The 17194-nt window shown below is 43.4% G+C and carries 17 protein-coding genes and 2 tRNA genes; 11 read left to right on the forward strand and 8 right to left on the reverse strand.

Translation table 11 applies throughout. The features are described from left to right. Positions 1-289: 289 nt before the first annotated feature. Positions 290-1237, reverse strand: coding sequence for a DegT/DnrJ/EryC1/StrS family aminotransferase (locus HUN05_20595; protein ID WDP87228.1), 948 nt, complete (start codon positions 1235-1237; stop codon positions 290-292). A 162-nt stretch (positions 1238-1399) separates the two neighbouring features. Here HUN05_20595 and HUN05_20600 point away from each other — a divergent pair, with 162 nt between their 5' ends. Next, positions 1400-2614 carry an ISL3 family transposase gene (locus HUN05_20600; GenBank protein WDP87229.1) on the forward strand — a complete coding sequence of 405 codons (1215 nt, stop codon included), beginning with the start codon at positions 1400-1402 and terminating at the stop codon, positions 2612-2614. Between the two features lie 118 nt (positions 2615-2732). Here HUN05_20600 and HUN05_20605 read toward each other — a convergent pair whose 3' ends face one another. Genes HUN05_20605 through HUN05_20615 form a run of 3 tightly spaced genes read right to left on the reverse strand, consistent with a single transcriptional unit; the run spans position 2733 to position 5455 of the window. Next, complete coding sequence (locus HUN05_20605) at positions 2733-3917, reverse strand: methyltransferase domain-containing protein (protein WDP87230.1); 1185 nt, start codon at positions 3915-3917, stop codon at positions 2733-2735. Positions 3918-3938: 21 nt separating this feature from the next. Continuing rightward, positions 3939-4946, reverse strand: coding sequence for an IS3 family transposase (locus HUN05_20610; GenBank protein ID WDP87231.1), 1008 nt, complete (start codon positions 4944-4946; stop codon positions 3939-3941). After that, on the reverse strand, positions 4943-5455 hold the full coding sequence (locus HUN05_20615) for a hypothetical protein (protein ID WDP87232.1): 513 nt from the start codon (positions 5453-5455) through the stop codon (positions 4943-4945). The genes HUN05_20610 and HUN05_20615 overlap by 4 nt, the downstream gene beginning before the upstream one ends. 248 nt (positions 5456-5703) lie before the next feature. On the opposite strand from HUN05_20615, the gene HUN05_20620 reads away from it, so the two are divergent. Beyond that, positions 5704-6873 carry an IS4 family transposase gene (locus HUN05_20620; GenBank protein WDP88167.1) on the forward strand — a complete coding sequence of 390 codons (1170 nt, stop codon included), beginning with the start codon at positions 5704-5706 and terminating at the stop codon, positions 6871-6873. Between the two features lie 182 nt (positions 6874-7055). On the opposite strand, the gene HUN05_20625 is transcribed toward HUN05_20620, so the two are convergent. The 4 genes from HUN05_20625 to HUN05_20640 all read right to left on the reverse strand — a co-directional run bounded on the left by HUN05_20625 (position 7056) and on the right by HUN05_20640 (position 9562). Next, positions 7056-8267, reverse strand: a complete 1212-nt coding sequence (locus HUN05_20625; GenBank protein ID WDP87233.1) for an IS256 family transposase — start codon at positions 8265-8267, stop codon at positions 7056-7058. 72 nt (positions 8268-8339) lie between these two features. Next, positions 8340-9095, reverse strand: a complete 756-nt coding sequence (locus HUN05_20630; protein WDP87234.1) for a hypothetical protein — start codon at positions 9093-9095, stop codon at positions 8340-8342. 286 nt (positions 9096-9381) lie between these two features. Then, positions 9382-9459: transfer RNA gene (locus tag HUN05_20635), tRNA-Glu, on the reverse strand. A 27-nt stretch (positions 9460-9486) separates the two neighbouring features. Further along, positions 9487-9562: transfer RNA gene (locus tag HUN05_20640), tRNA-Lys, on the reverse strand. Between the two features lie 352 nt (positions 9563-9914). Between HUN05_20640 and HUN05_20645 the strand changes: the two genes are divergently transcribed. The 9 genes from HUN05_20645 to HUN05_20685 all read left to right on the forward strand — a co-directional run bounded on the left by HUN05_20645 (position 9915) and on the right by HUN05_20685 (position 17185). Continuing rightward, positions 9915-10283 carry a hypothetical protein gene (locus HUN05_20645; protein WDP87235.1) on the forward strand — a complete coding sequence of 123 codons (369 nt, stop codon included), beginning with the start codon at positions 9915-9917 and terminating at the stop codon, positions 10281-10283. 79 nt (positions 10284-10362) lie between these two features. After that, positions 10363-10686, forward strand: a complete 324-nt coding sequence (locus tag HUN05_20650) for a hypothetical protein (GenBank protein WDP87236.1) — start codon at positions 10363-10365, stop codon at positions 10684-10686. Beyond that, positions 10683-11534 carry a hypothetical protein gene (locus tag HUN05_20655; GenBank protein ID WDP87237.1) on the forward strand — a complete coding sequence of 284 codons (852 nt, stop codon included), beginning with the start codon at positions 10683-10685 and terminating at the stop codon, positions 11532-11534. Before HUN05_20650 ends, HUN05_20655 begins: the two co-directional genes overlap by 4 nt. Next, a complete protein-coding gene (locus HUN05_20660; protein ID WDP87238.1) occupies positions 11527-13191 on the forward strand; it encodes a glycosyltransferase in 1665 nt (554 codons plus the stop codon). Before HUN05_20655 ends, HUN05_20660 begins: the two co-directional genes overlap by 8 nt. Before the next feature lie 203 nt (positions 13192-13394). Continuing rightward, complete coding sequence (locus tag HUN05_20665; GenBank protein ID WDP88168.1) at positions 13395-14564, forward strand: IS4 family transposase; 1170 nt, start codon at positions 13395-13397, stop codon at positions 14562-14564. A 27-nt stretch (positions 14565-14591) separates the two neighbouring features. Further along, on the forward strand, positions 14592-14828 hold the full coding sequence (locus HUN05_20670; protein ID WDP87239.1) for a hypothetical protein: 237 nt from the start codon (positions 14592-14594) through the stop codon (positions 14826-14828). Positions 14829-14845: 17 nt separating this feature from the next. Beyond that, entirely contained in the window at positions 14846-15847 is a 1002-nt protein-coding gene (gene pseB, locus HUN05_20675) for a UDP-N-acetylglucosamine 4,6-dehydratase (inverting) (GenBank protein WDP87240.1), read from the forward strand. Beyond that, positions 15844-16560, forward strand: a complete 717-nt coding sequence (gene pseF / locus HUN05_20680; protein WDP87241.1) for a pseudaminic acid cytidylyltransferase — start codon at positions 15844-15846, stop codon at positions 16558-16560. Before pseB ends, pseF begins: the two co-directional genes overlap by 4 nt. A 271-nt stretch (positions 16561-16831) precedes the next feature. Next, positions 16832-17185, forward strand: a complete 354-nt coding sequence (locus HUN05_20685) for an Ldh family oxidoreductase (GenBank protein ID WDP87242.1) — start codon at positions 16832-16834, stop codon at positions 17183-17185. Positions 17186-17194 lie beyond the last annotated feature (9 nt).

Consider the following 17194-nt stretch of genomic DNA (forward strand, 5'->3'; position numbering starts at 1 on the left):
TTGACAAATCAGGTATTTACCCGTTGAACCTGCCTATTCATTCAGTTGAGCCAAAGTTTTTATCACCCCCTCAACAACCCGGCCGACATCCGAGTCAGACATCGCCGGGAACAAGGGCAGGCTCAAGCATTGGGAATAGTAGGTTTCCGCTCCAGGGCATCTTCCCCTTTGATAGTTGTACTTTTGAGCATAATAGGGTTGCCAATAGATAGGGATATAGTGAATCTGACAATAAATATCCATTGCCCTCAAGGCCTGGTAAATTTTTTTCCGCAGAGCAGATCCCCCTTTAATCCGGATAGGGTAAAGATGGGGACAGGCAGGCCCTTCCAATCTGTCCGGGGGAAGGATCAAAGAAGCGATCTTCCCAAAGGCCCGGTTGTAACAAGAGACAATCTCCTGGCGCCGGGCTTTGAATGCTGACAGCTTTGAATGCTGACAGCTTTTCAAGCTGGGCAATGCCCAGGGCACATTGAAGGTCGGTAATCCTGTAGTTGTATCCCAGGTCCGTCATTTCATAGTACCAGTCCCCCTGTTCCGCTTGTTTGGCCTTTTGGGTTTCCATACCGTGACTTCTGAGCCTGCGCAGCCGTTTGGCAAGACCTTGATCATTGGTCATCACAGCCCCGCCCTCTCCTGTGGTCACGGTTTTTACCGGGTGAAAGGAAAACACAGCCAAATCCGTATGGGCACAGGAACCGCAGTCATAGGTTTTCCCCCCATCCTGGTATTGGGACCCAAGGGCATGGGCTGCATCCTCAATCACCTTGAATCCATATTGATCGGATAATTTTTTGATGGCCGGCAAATCCGCCGGAACCCCTGCAAAATCAACCGGGATCACCAGATCAGGCACTTTTATTTTTCTACAATATCTATCCAGATCTTCAGGAGAAAGACAAAGGGTTGAAGGATCAATGTCAATAAAATCCGCCTGCCCCCGGCAATACTCAACGCAGTTGGCAGAGGCCAGAAAAGAGATGGGAGAGGTCAGGCCAAGATCCCCGTTTTTCACCCCCAGGGCCATACAGGCAAGGTGGAGGGCCGCAGTACCGCTGGCACAGGCCACGGCATATTTGGCCGTGGTAATTTTACACATTTTTTTTTCAAACTCCGCCACACCCGGACCTGTGGTCAAAAACGGGGCCTCCACGGCGTTCATTACCGCTTTGACATCATTTTCATCCACAGACTGCCGACCATAGGGCAATATTTTCAAATGATCTTTCTCTGACATTATTTTACCTTTCTGGTTCATCAGAAAATCGCGTACCTGGACTGAGAAACATCACTGGGAAGGCAATAACACAGTAAGGATTTTTATGCTTGAAATGATGGTGTGAACATGATCATGTTCTAATTTTTTTGTGTTATTCGCACAAAATCGGAGAATGAATTAATGTCCACAAGCTTCATATACCATGCCTTTGGCCTTCGTGACTACTTTTATAAAACAACACGTTTCATCGGTGGAATAATCACTTTTGAACTCATACCAAAACCGGAGGCGGTAAAATGCCCGGAATGTAATTCCAGGTCCGTCACCAGGAAAGGGATTGTGACAAGAGATCTCAGAACAATACCGGTAGGTTCAAAACCCGTGATTCTCAGGACGGCTATCCAGAGAATTTGGTGTTCGTTCTGTCAATTTGTCCGGCAAATCAAACTATCCTTTGCCCAGGAGGGGAAAAGCTATACCCGGGCTTTTGAACGGTATGTCTTGGAGTTGTCTCAGTTCATGACAATCAAAGATATTGCCATCCATTTAAGGATCAGCTGGGATACGATAAAGCAGATCCAGAAAGAAGACCTGCTGAGGCGTTATCGAAATATCCCCCTTGAGAAAGTCCGGCAGATTGCCATAGATGAAATTTCCATAGGGAAAGGGCATAAATACTTGACCATCGTGATGGATCTGGAATCCGGTAGAATTCTGCACGTGGGAGAAGGAAAAGGTGGTGAAGCTTTGAAATCTTTTTGGACAAAAGTGAAAATATCGAAAGCAAAAATCAAAGCCGTCAGCATCGATATGTCCCCGGCATACTTGAGTGCTGTTATTGAAAATCTTTCTGGTTCAGCAATTGTCTTTGACAGATTTCATGTTGTTAAATTGTTCAATGAGAAACTGTCGGATTTCAGGCGAAAGCTCTACAACCTTCTTGCCAATACCGGGCAACAAAAACTTCTGAAGGGAGTCCGGTGGCTTTTGTTAAAAAATCCCGAAAACCTCAGTGATGACAAGAAGGAGGCCCAACGGTTAGAAGAAGCATTGAAAATAAATCAGCCGCTATTGGTAGTCTACTACATGAAAGAGGAACTCAGGCAAATATGGAATCAAAAGAAAAAAGAAACAGCTGAAAAGATAGTCAGCAATTGGATCAATCTGGCCAATATTTCCAAAATTCCAATGTTGATGAAATTTGCCAAGACCTTGGCTGTGCACAGGCAAAGAATCCTTTCATACTATGATTACAGGATATCTACAGGTCCTTTAGAAGGGACAAATAACAAGATAAAAACCATGAAACGGAAAGCTTATGGATACAGGGATTCGGAGTTTTTCAGGTTGAAACTTTTGGACCTTCACAATAAAAGGTACGCATTAATCGGATGAACCACCTTTCTCTCAGAGGATGAGACCCTATTACTATTCTTTTGCATCTTACTTTATCTGATTTATTTTAAAATAGGCAAAAAGTTTGTGATTATTAAATCATGGGCAATAGCATCTGTCATATTTTCTGACACATGCCCATATATCCCGAAGGAGCCATATCTGGGATACTGCCAAAAAGGTTAAGCCGGCTGTCATGCTGGTAAGGCTCTTCCGGCCCGGATGATTTAATTTCAATCATTTTAAATTTATCTTTGAGTAACTCCTGAAATCCTGAAAGAGTGTATCGATGATAATCATCAGGGAAAGAGTGAAATTTTAAATTCAGAGGTACCCCAAATATAAAATATCCGTTTGGTCGTAATATTCTGTGCAATTCAGAAATGGCGGACAGTATATCTTTAACATGTTCGAGAACCCAGATGCAAAATACGACATCATATGATTCATCTGAAACAACGCCTTTCAAATTTTCAATATTTCCTACAATATCGGCTTGAAGACTTTGGTTAAAATCTAATTTGGTGTAGGATGCTTTATTCTTAAAATAATTTTCGTAACAACCGCCCATTTTATCCTGATCATCAGATGAACCGATATTCAGCACATCTCCTTTCATGGCCTTGCAAATTTCTTGAAAATAAAGATTACTTACCTTCATAGTGCCTGTCGCTTCTTTGACTTTTGCCCGGATAACATATTTTTGAGTTAGTGCCTGCTCCTCAAATTTTTCCATATCGAAATTCAATTGTTTGAAAGGGTTTGATAGGATAGAGGCGAAGGCTTGATACTTTATATCTTGATTGTATAACCGGTCAAAATTCAGGACATGGTACCCCACGCCATCAAATAGATCACTTATGGTAGAAAAATTATAAAAACGGATATGCTCATTGCTTGGCAATTGATCATTTCCATATTCCCAGACGCCTTGGATTAGATTGTAAATTGTAGACCAGTGACCCCAATTTTGGAAAACCGCAACAATCATTCCGTTTTCAGATAAGAAATCTATCAGGGAGGTCAGAAATTTCCAAGGATCAATCATACTTTCCAGAACATTCAATAATAGAATGCAATCAACACTTTTTTTTGCAATCCCCAATTCTTCTAAATTCAAACACTCTGCATTACCACTGATGAGCTTCAATCCATCCTTGTTTATTTTTGATACGATTTGCTTTCTTTCCAAAGAATGGTTTACCGCGTAGTAATCCGTTTCAGGATTGGCTGCACTATAAAGTTTAAAAATATCTGTCGAAAATTGTCCGAATTCAACAACTCCGGAATGTGTCAATGACAATGAGACACTCTATGCCTAAAATTAAGCTCCAATAATATCCTTCTCTTTTTGTTCCGGTTTGTTAATCCAGGCTTCTTCTGGTAAAGCCGGTGGCCTCGGTATTTTTCCCTTAAATCGTTTTGGGTTTTGAATAAATGCATCCTCCAATGTTCGGCAGCGAGATTCATAAATATCTTTAGCAATGCCATAATGAAATTGTTCTGGGGTTACCAGGCCAATACCAGAATGGTAATGCTCTTTGTTGTAGTATCCAAAAAAATCCTGGCAGAAGGTTCTTGCATCCTGAATAGCACCAAAAGTTTTGGGAAATTGTGGACAATATTTCAATGTTTTAAACTGGGCTTCAGAGTATGGGTTATCATTGCTGACATGTGGTCGACTGTGGGTTTTGGTTACCCCTAAATCGACAAGAAGCTGGGCAACCCCTTTGGATTTCATACTGGCTCCCCGATCTGCATGTAGCCCAAGCTGACCGGGTAATATCTTCTGGTTTTCACAGGACTTTTCAATTAGCTTTTTGGCCAATGCTGTTTGTTCTCTATGGGCGACCATCCAGCCGACAACATACCTGCTGAAAATATCCATGATTACATATAGATAGAAGTAGGTCCATTTTGTGACACTTTTCAACTTGGTAATATCCCAGGACCAAACCTGATTAGGTCCGGTTGCCAGCAATTCAGGTTTTTTATATTTCGGGCGATTTACCTGCCGTCTTCGCTCCGGCACAGAACCATGTTCTTTGTGAAGAAGCCGATACATCGTTCTGATGGAACAATAGTATTGCCCGTTATCAAGAAGAGAAGCATATACCTGATATGGGGCTCGATCTTGATATTTTTCAGAATGTAAAATATCCAAAACCGTTTGTTGTTCATCAGAATTCAAAGAAAGGGGAGATCCGGTCCGACTAACTCCAATATGTTTTTTTGGAGAATGAAATCTGTAAAAAGATGATCGGGGAATACCGAAAGCCTCACATGAAGGCTTTTTTCCAATATCGCAACTTAACGTTAGGGCGGCATTCATAAGTCTTCTCCTTTGAGGTCGTCCAGATTCTGCTGGATTCCCAGGATCTGAGAAATTTTTTTTTGAGCTTCAATGATGAGTTTCGCCTGCTTTAGCTTGTGCTCTAATTTGAATTTCTCTTTTTGAAGTCTGGCGACCTCTATGGCCAATGGGTTTTTCTTTTTTGGTTTCCTTCCTCGTTTTCGAGGTGCCATGGCATTGAGAAGTCCTTTGTCCCGAGCTTTGCGCCAATCGGTTAAATTTGATGAATAAAGGCCTTCTCTTCGAAGAATCTTGCCGATCCCTCCGATTTCGGTACAATTTTCAATCTCTTGGAGAATACGCAGTTTATAAGAAGCAACGAATCTACGCCGGGGTTTTTTTTCAGGTACTTCAGGATCAGGGATTGAATCCTGGCTCCCCAAGGAGGCCCCAACTTCAGTCGCCCCATGGGCTCCTTCCATTGGGGCCTCCTTGGGGGCTGCCTGATTTTCGGATTCAGGTAGTAGGTTCATTTTTATCGGTTTCATAAGTAATAATCCTTACCCGCCCTACACTAATTTATCAATGGGTAAGTGTCTCACTCACATTGTCACAGAGGGCTCTTGAAGCCTTTTCAGGTAACTGGGGCAAAAAATTATGTGTATAATCAGTAGTGTCCGGTTAGGTTGTTGCGTATAAAAAGCATCTAAAATCATTGAAAAAACAGTCGGTTTTGTGTTGACAAATGTGCGTAAAAATTTTTGTGCGCCTTGAAAACTTAACTCAAGGAGCTCAAATGACGCACATCTCAGTCCCTAAAAAACAACTACGGTCCCTGAACTTTGACAATTTCAGGTGCCCTCTGATAAAGTCACTTTCAAAAGCACCGGAATTACAATCTCGAGGAGACCGCCCTTTAAAAATGACATTCGAAGATCAGATAAATGCTTTGGTTTATTTCCATCTTCAGGAGCACAAGTCTGCCCGACATTTAATTCAGGATCTCAAGGAGAATGTTTTTGCTAAAGAAAATATTGCGCCAGACGGTGGTATCAGCCGTAGTAGTTTCTGTGAAGCCATCAATCACAGGGGACTCGAACAACTGCAATTTATCTTTGAGGATCTTTATAAACAGGCTCTTGAGTGTCATCCGGGTGAACACGCCGAGTTAGGAGAGTTGGTTTCCATTGACGGTAGTCTCATAAATGCAGTCCTTTCAATGCACTGGGCGAACTACAGAAAAGGAAGTAAAAAAGCCAAAGTACATTGCGGATTTGACATTAATCACGGAATCCCAAACAAAATCTTTTTGACTGAAGGCAACGGCGCTGAACGCACTTTTGTTCCCAAAATACTTTCCAAGGGGCAAACAGGTGTTATGGATCGTGGATATCAATCCCATAAAGAATTTGACCTGCTTCAGGAGCAAGGCAAACATTTTGTCTGCCGTATAAAAACCAGGACAACAAGAACAATTATTGATAACCACGAGACCCCTTCCGACAGCTACATTTTTTATGATGCACTGGTTAAACTTGGTACTCCGAATCAAAACCAGACGAAAAGGCCTGTTCGGGTTGTTGGCTATAAAATTGCTGGCGTCAAATACTATGTGGCAACTGACAGGCATGATTTAACAGCGGAACAAATAGCAACAATTTATAAACTCCGGTGGACCATTGAGGATTTTTTCAAATGGTGGAAAGAACATCTGAAGGTATATCATCTCATTGCCCGCAGTGAATACGGCCTTATGGTTCAGATTCTTGGCGGCCTTATCACTTACCTGTTACTGGCAATCCATTGCCAAAAACAGTTTAATGAAAAGGTCACGATCAAAAGAGTTCGGCAGCTGCGAACCGCCATTCTAAATGACCTGTTTGGCTGCGAGGAGCAGGGCTCTCATAGTTCAAACAGGGACAATATTGTCAAAGATCAAAAAATTATTGAGCAAGCAAAAACCTAACCGGACATCACGGGAATGTTCAGAATTCTGTGTCACGGTTTCGGTTCCCGGATCTGCCTCAGCGCCAGCGGAAGTAAAAGTCAGGTCCGAGAATGGGCCTTCAATCAGCCACGTCGGAGGAGTTGACTTTTGCTGGAGTGGAGTTCCTGGAACCATCTTTTCCATCTGTAAATAAATCCCTATCAAATTCCCAGCTCTTTATCCAGCCGGCCTTCAAAGAAAATTGCCAACTGGGAAATTGTCAGTGACCAATTTTGAATCGGCATTGTCCATTTTTTACTGGCGTTCTGGATCCCCATGTAAAGCAGCTTTAACAGGCTGTCCTGGTTCGGGAATGATCCCTTTGTTTTGGTCAGTTTTCGAAACTGTCGATGCACAGCCTCAATGGTATTTGTGGTGTATATTATCCGTCGAATCTCTTCTGGATATTTAAAGAAATGACTGAGGCGTTCCCAGTTGTTCCGCCAGGATTTTATCACAATCGGGTATTTGTCATTCCATTTATTTTCCAAGATATCCAGTTCTTCTTCGGCCAGATCCTTATTGACCGCTTTATAAACACGTTTTAGATCTGCCATAAATTCCTTTTTATTTTTGGAACCAACGTATTTCAATGAATTTCGGATCTGGTGGACTACGCAGAGTTGAACTTCTGTGTCCGGGAATATGGTCTCAATGGCCTCGGGTAAACCTTTTAGACCATCAACACAGGCAATCAGGATATCTTTTACCCCTCGGTTTGAAAGGTCTGTTAACACCTGCAGCCAGAAGTTCGCACCCTCATTCTCGGATATGTACAGCCCAAGAACCTCTTTGCGGCCCTCGATATTCACCCCAAGAATTGTGTAAACGGCTTTGCTGCCGACCTTTCCGTTTTCTCGTACTTTATAATGTATGGCATCAAGCCATACGATTGGGTACACATTTTCCAACGGCCTGGCCTGCCATTCTTTGACGGTATGGATGATTTTATCGGTAATGGTGCTCAGAGTGGCATTTGAAATCTCAAGTCCATAGATTTCCTGTAAATGGGAAGCCATATCATTATAACTCATGCCCAGGCCGTAAAGGGCTATTATCTTTCTTTCAATTTCATCGCTGAGCGTTGTCTGATGTTTTTTGACGATCTGTGGAGAGAAGGTTCCGGCCCTGTCACGCGGGGTTTCCAGCTCAAATTTACCATCCAGGGATTTAATGGTCTTTTTGCTTTTTCCATTACGGCGGTTGGCAGAAACTTCCTGCCCAAGATGGGACTCCAACTCTCCTTCAAGAGCAGCTTCAGCAAGATTTTTGATTAATGATTTAAGGACGCCGCCCTTACCTGTGAAGGGTTTACCTTCCTGGATGCCTTTAAGGGCTTTTTGAAAATCAAATTCGGTGTTTTCTTCGGTCATGTCAGTTCTCCTTATTTAGCTGAGTATATCAGCTTTGATTCAACTGACACAGAATTTTGAACGCCCTCGACATCACTGATCTAAAATAGCATTTTTCATATCTCTGTGATCTTTTTGACAAGATGAATTCATTTCCTTACCAAGGTTTTTTGAATCTTTTTTTGCCGGAACAATATACTTTAGTGTTGTTGCCTGCTCCTCAAACCTTGTTAAATCTACGTTCAATTGCTGGAAGGCGTTTGAAAAAGCAGAAAAAAAGGACTGGTATTTATTATCTTTTAGGATTCTTCGAAAATATTTGGTAATTCGAAGTCCAGACATTTCAAAAAGTTCGGAAATCGTAGCGGCTGAAAAAAAACGAATCCGTTCTTTTGAAGAGACATAATTATCTTTAAAAAACCATTTGCCAACGATAAGATTATAAATAGTTGACCAGTGACCAAAATTTTGAAAAACGGCTATAATCATTCCGTTTTCAGATAAATACTCGACCTGATGATTCATAAATGACCATGGGTCGATCATATTTTCCAAGACATTTAATAGAATAATGCAATCAACACTTTTCCTTGCAACACCCATTTCCTTTAAAGACAGGCTCTCTGCATTACCTATAATATCAGTCACGCCACCTTTACGTGGTTTTAATGCGATTGCCTTTTTTCTTAGCAAATGGTTTACGGCATAATAATCAACTGCCGGATTAGCCTCACTATAGAATTTAAAAATATCTGTCGGGCATAGTCCGAACTCAACAATCCTTGAAGCGTCTTTCGGTAATTGAGGCAGAAGATCGGAAACTATTGATTCATCATTTTTTAGAGCCATAGGTTCAATTGCCTTTTATCTTAAAGAAGGGATTAAATATCAGTCTTACTTATTGTTCTTAATAACCTCAATATCGGTTACCGTCAACAAAGCAAAAAAAACAGAAAACATAAGGATAAAAAAACACTGTGCTCAGGAGATAAAGACACAATCCAGACTCATTGGTTCAACAGCCCGGCAACCAGGCCTTGAAATAACAAAAAATAGAAAAAACAAATTAGAACGAAGGTTGCCCAAAAAAGCAAAAAGGCTTTCAGCAGATTGCTGAAAGCCTTGATAGTCTAAGTGGCGTCCCCAAGGGGATTCGAACCCCTGTCGCCGGCGTGAAAGGCCGGTGTCCTGGACCAGGCTAGACGATGGGGACGCATGGGTTTTCTGGAAGCCTAAGTGCTGGTGGGCCGTGCTGGGCTCGAACCAGCGACTCTCTGCTTAAAAGGCAGATACTCTACCAACTGAGTTAACGGCCCGTAGGCAGTTCCGAAAAACAGGGGCAATCTATATGTTTTAAGGGGGTTTGTCAACTCTTTTTTACAACTTTTTATCCCCTTGTTTTCCCATGCCCGGCCATGGCATGTTTTGGAAAGATGAAATTATTGCCGCCCCTTGGAATGATACCGGAAGATTATACCCTCAAATCCAGCCCTTACCCTCCATTAAAAATAGATCGGCTTTAAAATCAAGGTCATAGCAACCCGTCCTTTTTGGTACGTTCTTTGCTATATTTTATCCAGAAAATTTCCCATTTGAGTATGGGTTGTGCTCAAAAGATGACTATTAGATTTTAATAAGAGGCTTACCCTGTTTGCAATTGATTAACACATGGCACTAAAAATTCTAAATAATAGGTTGGCCCGGCTTCCAGGCTATCTGGAGCGGATATCAAGCGGACTCAAGATCAGCAAAGCTGATGATGGCAATTCCAAAAGAATGATTGCCGACGCCCTCAACTCACAGACAAGGGGGCTTGGACAAGCCATTAAAAATACCAATGACGGGATCTCGATTGTTCAAATTACTGACGCTGCCCTGGAAGAAACCGTCAATATTTTGAACACCGTCAAGGCCATAACCATCCAGAGACATGTTGCCAAAGGCATGGAAAGGCCTGGATCACCCGATAGTCGGACATCAAAGTCTTATCTTCAAAAGAAACACGCCTGGTCGGAACCAATAGGAATTTTATGTTGATAATGAAACCAAATCCAACTATATTCATGAGAATGCATACCAGGCAGAACCATAAACCCCTTCTCAGGGATGGTATCCGTTGAAACCAAATAAAAACATCATCTGGATCATCCAGGCCAACCAGACCACACCGGTAATTGTCGATTTTTTAAAAACCTTGCAGACACGGGTGGAAAATCATATCAGCCTGGAATTCTGGGTGCCGGAGACCTCTGCGGGGGAAATGGATAAACTAAAGGCCCTGAGCCCCACGGTTTATAAAACCGTCACCCGGACAGCCGCCTTTTCAGACAAAGTCTTTGAAGCCAAAAAGCAGGCGCTTGAAGGGGCCTGTTTCAGCCAGGGCCTGCTCATTTCAGATGTCCTGCTTTTAGATGACCTGGGGGGGGCAATACCCGGATGACCACTCTTGATATCGCCCCGCCAGATAACACCTGTGCAATCGTCCTCCAGATCCCCTCTCCTTTAGGCTCTTCGGAAATTGAGGAGACCAATTTTCATGCAGCCACCCTCTGGGCCAGACAGAACAAAATCCCGGTGATCGGGTATGAACTTCTGCCTTTGGATACCCAATGGCCCCTTGCCCCATCCCTGGTGGACGGGGTCATCACCCGGTATCCTGAGACCTGCGCATACTTAAAGAAACAGCTTGGCCACAATAATATCTGGCAGGTGCCGCCTTACGAAGCTGCGATCTTCACCTCTGTTGCCACAAGTTTTCATTTAAACGGGGTCAAGACCAGCTATCATTACCGGAACCTGAATGCGATACCGGCCGACAGAACCGTGCTTTACCTGCCCCACAATGTGGCCATGATTTATGAGTATAAAAAACTGATCCAGGTTTTAGCCCCCCTGGGACAAAAACTCCACCTGATGTTCAGTGTGGGAAACGACCAGGTCCGGGGCAGCTATACCCATGAACAGATGATTGAAACCATATATGAAAAAGAGCTAGCCCAGTTCGGCTCCCATTCATTCCACAACATGAACAACACCTGGGAAATGATGATGGCCGATGCTGTTGTGGCCTGTTCTGCAGGACTCAACACCCTCATCGGCGAAAAAGAGCTTCCCTGTATTATATTTGATCCATATATGCCTGAAATTCTTCGGGGAAACAAAAAAAGAACAAAGGACAAACATAAATTGCGAACCTTTGTTGAACAATTGATTCTCTCCCACCCATTTAAAATTGAACTGGCCGATATTTTAATGATGATGGTCAAAACAAAGGAAAGAGATGTCTGATTTCTGGAAGAATAAAACCATTCTGGTCTATATTGCCCTGGCCCACCATACCCGGTTTATCTTCCCTGTTGTTGAACAGCTTGCCAGACAAGGGGCCAAGGTTCTTTACCTGGTCGGCCAGGCTGAAAGATCCCAGGAAATAACCGCCATCAACCTGGGCCTGGAGTATACCCATGTGTTTGACTGGGTCTGTGAAAAAGACCAGGATGAAATCCAGGAAAACTATCAGCGTTTGAGACAGGTTTTTTCAAACAGCTTAAAACAAAGCTATCTGTACTCAACACCCCCTGTCACGGTCACGGACAAAACCATCTATTCCACGGCCATGGAATATGTGGGATTTAAAAACGCCATCAAAAAAAACAAGCCCGACCTCTGTCTTGCCCTTCACGAACTCAACCGCTGGGGAAAGATGTTTGCCTTTTGGGCCAAAAAATTCAATGTACCGATTTTGACCTTTCAAGAAGGCCTATACTACGGAATGGACTATGCCTATACCGGGCATTTGCAGCACTCCACATTCAACCTGGTCTGGGGCAATCGAATCAAACGCAAGCTTGCAGATTATGAAGCCCCGGCAAACCGGATCATCGAAGTGGGCAATACCCATTTAGCAGGGGAAATCAAACGCCAGGCAGAACATGGGATTCGGAAGAAAAAAAGCAAAGAATATCAATGTGAAAACAAACTTGCCATCCTCCTTCTTTTTTCAGGAGAGATCCCGGAAATCACCCAATTGCATCCCCTTTTTAAGGCTGTGGCTGAATCAAAGGAGAGCAGGCTTTTTATCAAATTTCACCCGGCAGCCAAATACGAACAGGTGGCCCATTGGATTTCCCTGATCCCCAAGCCCTACCAATCCGTCATCACCACATTTTCAGGGGATGACCCCCTGTACGATCTTTTGTCCATGAGTGACGTGGTCCTGCTTGCCCAGGCCAGCACCACAGGGCTGGAGGCCCTGTTCTTCGGCAAACCCCTGGTGCTTCTGGACATTAAAATGACCCAGAAACTGCCCTATTCATTTACCGAGTTCAATGTGGCGGCAAAAATGACACCCCAAGCCTTTGGAACAGCAGTTTTGAAAAACAAAGATTTTTCCGGGCTTACAGACCCAAAAGATATTGACCAGTATCTGAAAGATGAGCTTTCAGGAACGAAAAATGCCATTGAACGGGTGGTGGATATTTCTAAACAGGTCATTAAAGCAAACCTAAGATCTGCCCAAGCCTCCCTTAATTCATCGGCAAACACGTCCAAAGACTGGTCCATCATCCTTGAACTGCCCCAACACCCAAACGAGATATTAAGGCAGCTTGAGGCCCTTGCCGTACATTCGGAAAACAGCGGCAGCTTTGAGGTGATCCTCATTGAACCCCCAAATTTATCAAAGGAGGCGATTGGCATCTTAGACACCCTTAAAGGAGATCTGATCCGGCTTTCCATAAAAGAGGGTCAGACCCTGACAGGGATGATGAACACGGCGGCCTGCCTTGCCTCCGGCACCTTCCTGATTTTCATGAAAGACACCCTTTTACCCATGAAAAACTGGCTTTGTCATCTAAACTCCGGGATAAAAATAACGCCCCGGTCTGTCCTTACCAATACCTGCCGGCTGATTTTCCCAAGGCTCAAAAGGAAAACCAATTTCAAATGATTGATCACCTCATTGCCGTTCATCGTTCCCAATTTTTAACCATGGGCGGATTCAATGAAAAAACCGGGTCATACTCAGTAGTGTCCGGTTAGGTTGTTGCATATAAAAAGCATCTAAAATCATTGAAAAAACAGTCGGTTTTGTGTTGACAAATGTGCGTAAAAATTTTTGTGCGCCTTGAAAATTTAACTCAAGGAGCTCAAATGACGCACATCTCAGTCCCTAAAAAACAACTACGGTCCCTGAACTTTGACAATTTCAGGTGCCCTCTGATAAAGTCACTTTCAAAAGCACCGGAATTACAATCTCGAGGAGACCGCCCTTTAAAAATGACATTCGAAGACCAGATAAATGCTTTGGTTTATTTCCATCTTCAGGAGCACAAGTCTGCCCGACATTTAATTCAGGATCTCAAGGAGAATGTTTTTGCTAAAGAAAATATTGCGCCAGACGGTGGTATCAGCCGTAGTAGTTTCTGTGAAGCCATCAATCACAGGGGACTCGAACAACTGCAATTTATCTTTGAGGATCTTTATAAACAGGCTCTTGAGTGTCATCCGGGTGAACACGCCGAGTTAGGAGAGTTGGTTTCCATTGACGGTAGTCTCATAAATGCAGTCCTTTCAATGCACTGGGCGAACTACAGAAAAGGAAGTAAAAAAGCCAAAGTACATTGCGGATTTGACATTAATCACGGAATCCCAAACAAAATCTTTTTGACTGAAGGCAACGGCGCTGAACGCACTTTTGTTCCCAAAATACTTTCCAAGGGGCAAACAGGTGTTATGGATCGTGGATATCAATCCCATAAAGAATTTGACCTGCTTCAGGAGCAAGGCAAACATTTTGTCTGCCGTATAAAAACCAGGACAACAAGAACAATTATTGATAACCACGAGACCCCTTCCGACAGCTACATTTTTTATGATGCACTGGTTAAACTTGGTACTCCGAATCAAAACCAGACGAAAAGGCCTGTTCGGGTTGTTGGCTATAAAATTGCTGGCGTCAAATACTATGTGGCAACTGACAGGCATGATTTAACAGCGGAACAAATAGCAACAATTTATAAACTCCGGTGGACCATTGAGGATTTTTTCAAATGGTGGAAAGAACATCTGAAGGTATATCATCTCATTGCCCGCAGTGAATACGGCCTTATGGTTCAGATTCTTGGCGGCCTTATCACTTACCTGTTACTGGCAATCCATTGCCAAAAACAGTTTAATGAAAAGGTCACGATCAAAAGAGTTCGGCAGCTGCGAACCGCCATTCTAAATGACCTGTTTGGCTGCGAGAAGCAGGGCTCTCATAGTTCAAACAGGGACAATATTGTCAAAGATCAAAAAATTATTGAGCAAGCAAAAACCTAACCGGACATCACTGGGTCATACTCTTTCATGGATCTTTGCCTTGAACACGGCAAAACAAACAAGGAAGGGTGTACTTATCTGCCCAAGGTCTGCCTGACAGCTCTCACGGACTGCAAACAAACAAATCCGAACGAGGCTGTCCAGTTTTACGGAAAATGGCAGGGCCATCTTTGGGAAACCCAGGACGCTTTTTATAAAAAAGAAAAAATAAGCCGGGAAGCTTTAAATACGGCAAGACTGGCCAAATCCATGGCAAATATTTAACCTAAGGATGTTTAAACATGCTTAACAATAAATCCATTTTAATTACCGGCGGCACAGGTTCTTTTGGCAATAAATTCACTGAAACGCTCATCAGCCGGTACAAGCCCAAAAGAATTGTCGTCTTTTCCAGGGATGAACTCAAGCAGTTTGAAATGAGCCAGGTATTCAACCAAAAATGCATGCGGTATTTTATCGGGGATGTCAGGGACAAGGAAAGGCTGACCATGGCCATGAACGGCATCGACTATGTCATCCATGCAGCCGCCTTAAAACAGGTGCCCGCAGCCGAATACAACCCCACAGAATGCATTAAAACCAATATAACAGGTGCTGAAAATGTCATCCATGCGGCCTTGCAGAACAACGTTGAAAAGGTAATTGCCCTGTCCACGGACAAGGCGGCCAATCCCATTAACCTGTACGGGGCCACCAAACTCTGCTCGGACAAGCTCTTTGTGGCGGCCAACAACTTTGCCGGTACCAAAAAAACCGTCTTTTCAGTGGTCAGATACGGAAATGTGGTGGGGTCCAGGGGATCTGTGGTCCCTTTTTTTGAAAAACTCATCAAAGAAAAAACAGATCATCTGCCCGTCACTGACAAAGACATGACACGGTTCTGGATCACCCTTCAAGAGGGGGTAGATTTTGTTATTAAAAATTTTAAACGCATGTCAGGGGGCGAAATTTATGTCCCCAAAATTCCGTCTGTGAAAATCATGGATCTGGCCTCTGCCATGGCCCCGGACATCCCCCAGAAAATTATCGGCATACGACCCGAGGAAAAACTTCACGAGGTCATGTGCCCGGCGGATGATTCCCACTTAACCGTTGAATTTGAGGACCATTTCATTATCCTGCCCTCCATTAGATTCAGGGGAAAAAAAGTGGACCAAACCATGAACAACCTTGAAGAAAAAGGAAATCATGTCAAACAGGGATTTGAATACAACTCCGGAACAAACCCCCATTTTCTGTCAAAAAATGAAATTCTTGGATACAACGAGACCATCAAAAAATGAACGTATCAAAGGCAGTTGCCATCATACCTGCAAGGGGGGGGGGGAGTAAACGGATCCCCAGAAAGAACATCAAATTTTTCTGCGGCAAACCCATGATGGCTTATTCTATTGAGACTGCCCTTAAATCAGGTCTGTTCGACAAAATCATTGTCTCCACAGATGACGACGAGATTGCCAAAACAGCTGTTGAATGTGGAGCTGAAGTTCCCTTTGTCCGGCCTGCATCCCTTGCCGACGATTATGCCACCACCATAGATGTCATCAACCATGCCATTCAATGGCTCAATAGAAATGACCGAGTTTATGATCTTGCCTGCTGCATCTACCCCACAGCGCCCTTTGTCCGGCAACAAGATCTGAAAAAAGGGTATGAGGCCTTAAAAGAAAAAAATATCAATTTTGCATTTCCTGTGACCAGTTTTCCCTCTTGCATTTTCAGGGCACTGAAACTTGCCTCAGACAAAAAAATTGAAATGTTCTGGCCCGAAAACCTGAACGCAAGGACCCAGGATCTGCCCGAAGCCTTTCACGATGTGGGCCAGTTTTACTGGGGAAAAACCAAATCATTTTTAAATACAGACTCGATTTTTGGAAATCATACCCGTGGCCTGATCATCCCAAGATATCTTGCCCAGGACATTGACACCCCTGAGGACTGGGAGCAGGCAGAACTGTTTTTTAAAAGCCTGAATCAGACGACGGATTCTCCATGAAAACCCAGTAGTGGAATTAAGACAAATGAACTCATTTAGATCAGGCTGTTTATCCAAATAATGGATAATAAAATGAATCAAAACCTTGCACATGAGGGCAAAACCATAGTTTTCTTGACAAAAAACAATATCCTGTCCAAGTTAGCAGGTAAAAGGACGCTTCAAATGTATCAGGTAAGCGCAAAAAACAAAATATGTAACAATGTACCTGGATGGAACCTGCCCAAGGATGAATCCCAATGTATTTGTGTACCCAAAACAGGAGAAAAAAATGGAATTTATAAAGAGTGATGCCGCCAAACAAATCATCAAAGGCGGCTTGCTTAAAGAAGGCGTGGAAAACCAAACTGCAGAATATGTTGCCCAGGGACTGACCTTGACCTCTTTGCGGGGAACCGACTCCCACGGGATACGGCTGATTCACCATTATCTTGCAGCAGTCCAATCCGGCCGGATCAACCCTACCCCGAAGTACTCTGTTGAAAAAACGATGCCCACCATAGCCATATTAGATGCAAATCATACCTTTGGTCATGCCGCTGAAATGGCAGAGGAGTTCGGCACGGGAAACGTGGCCATTAAAAACTCCACCCATTTTGGGGCAGCTGCCTATTTTGCTCTATAAATTGCAGGA

This window comes from Desulfobacter sp. (assembly GCA_028768545.1).
GTDB lineage: Bacteria > Desulfobacterota > Desulfobacteria > Desulfobacterales > Desulfobacteraceae > Desulfobacter.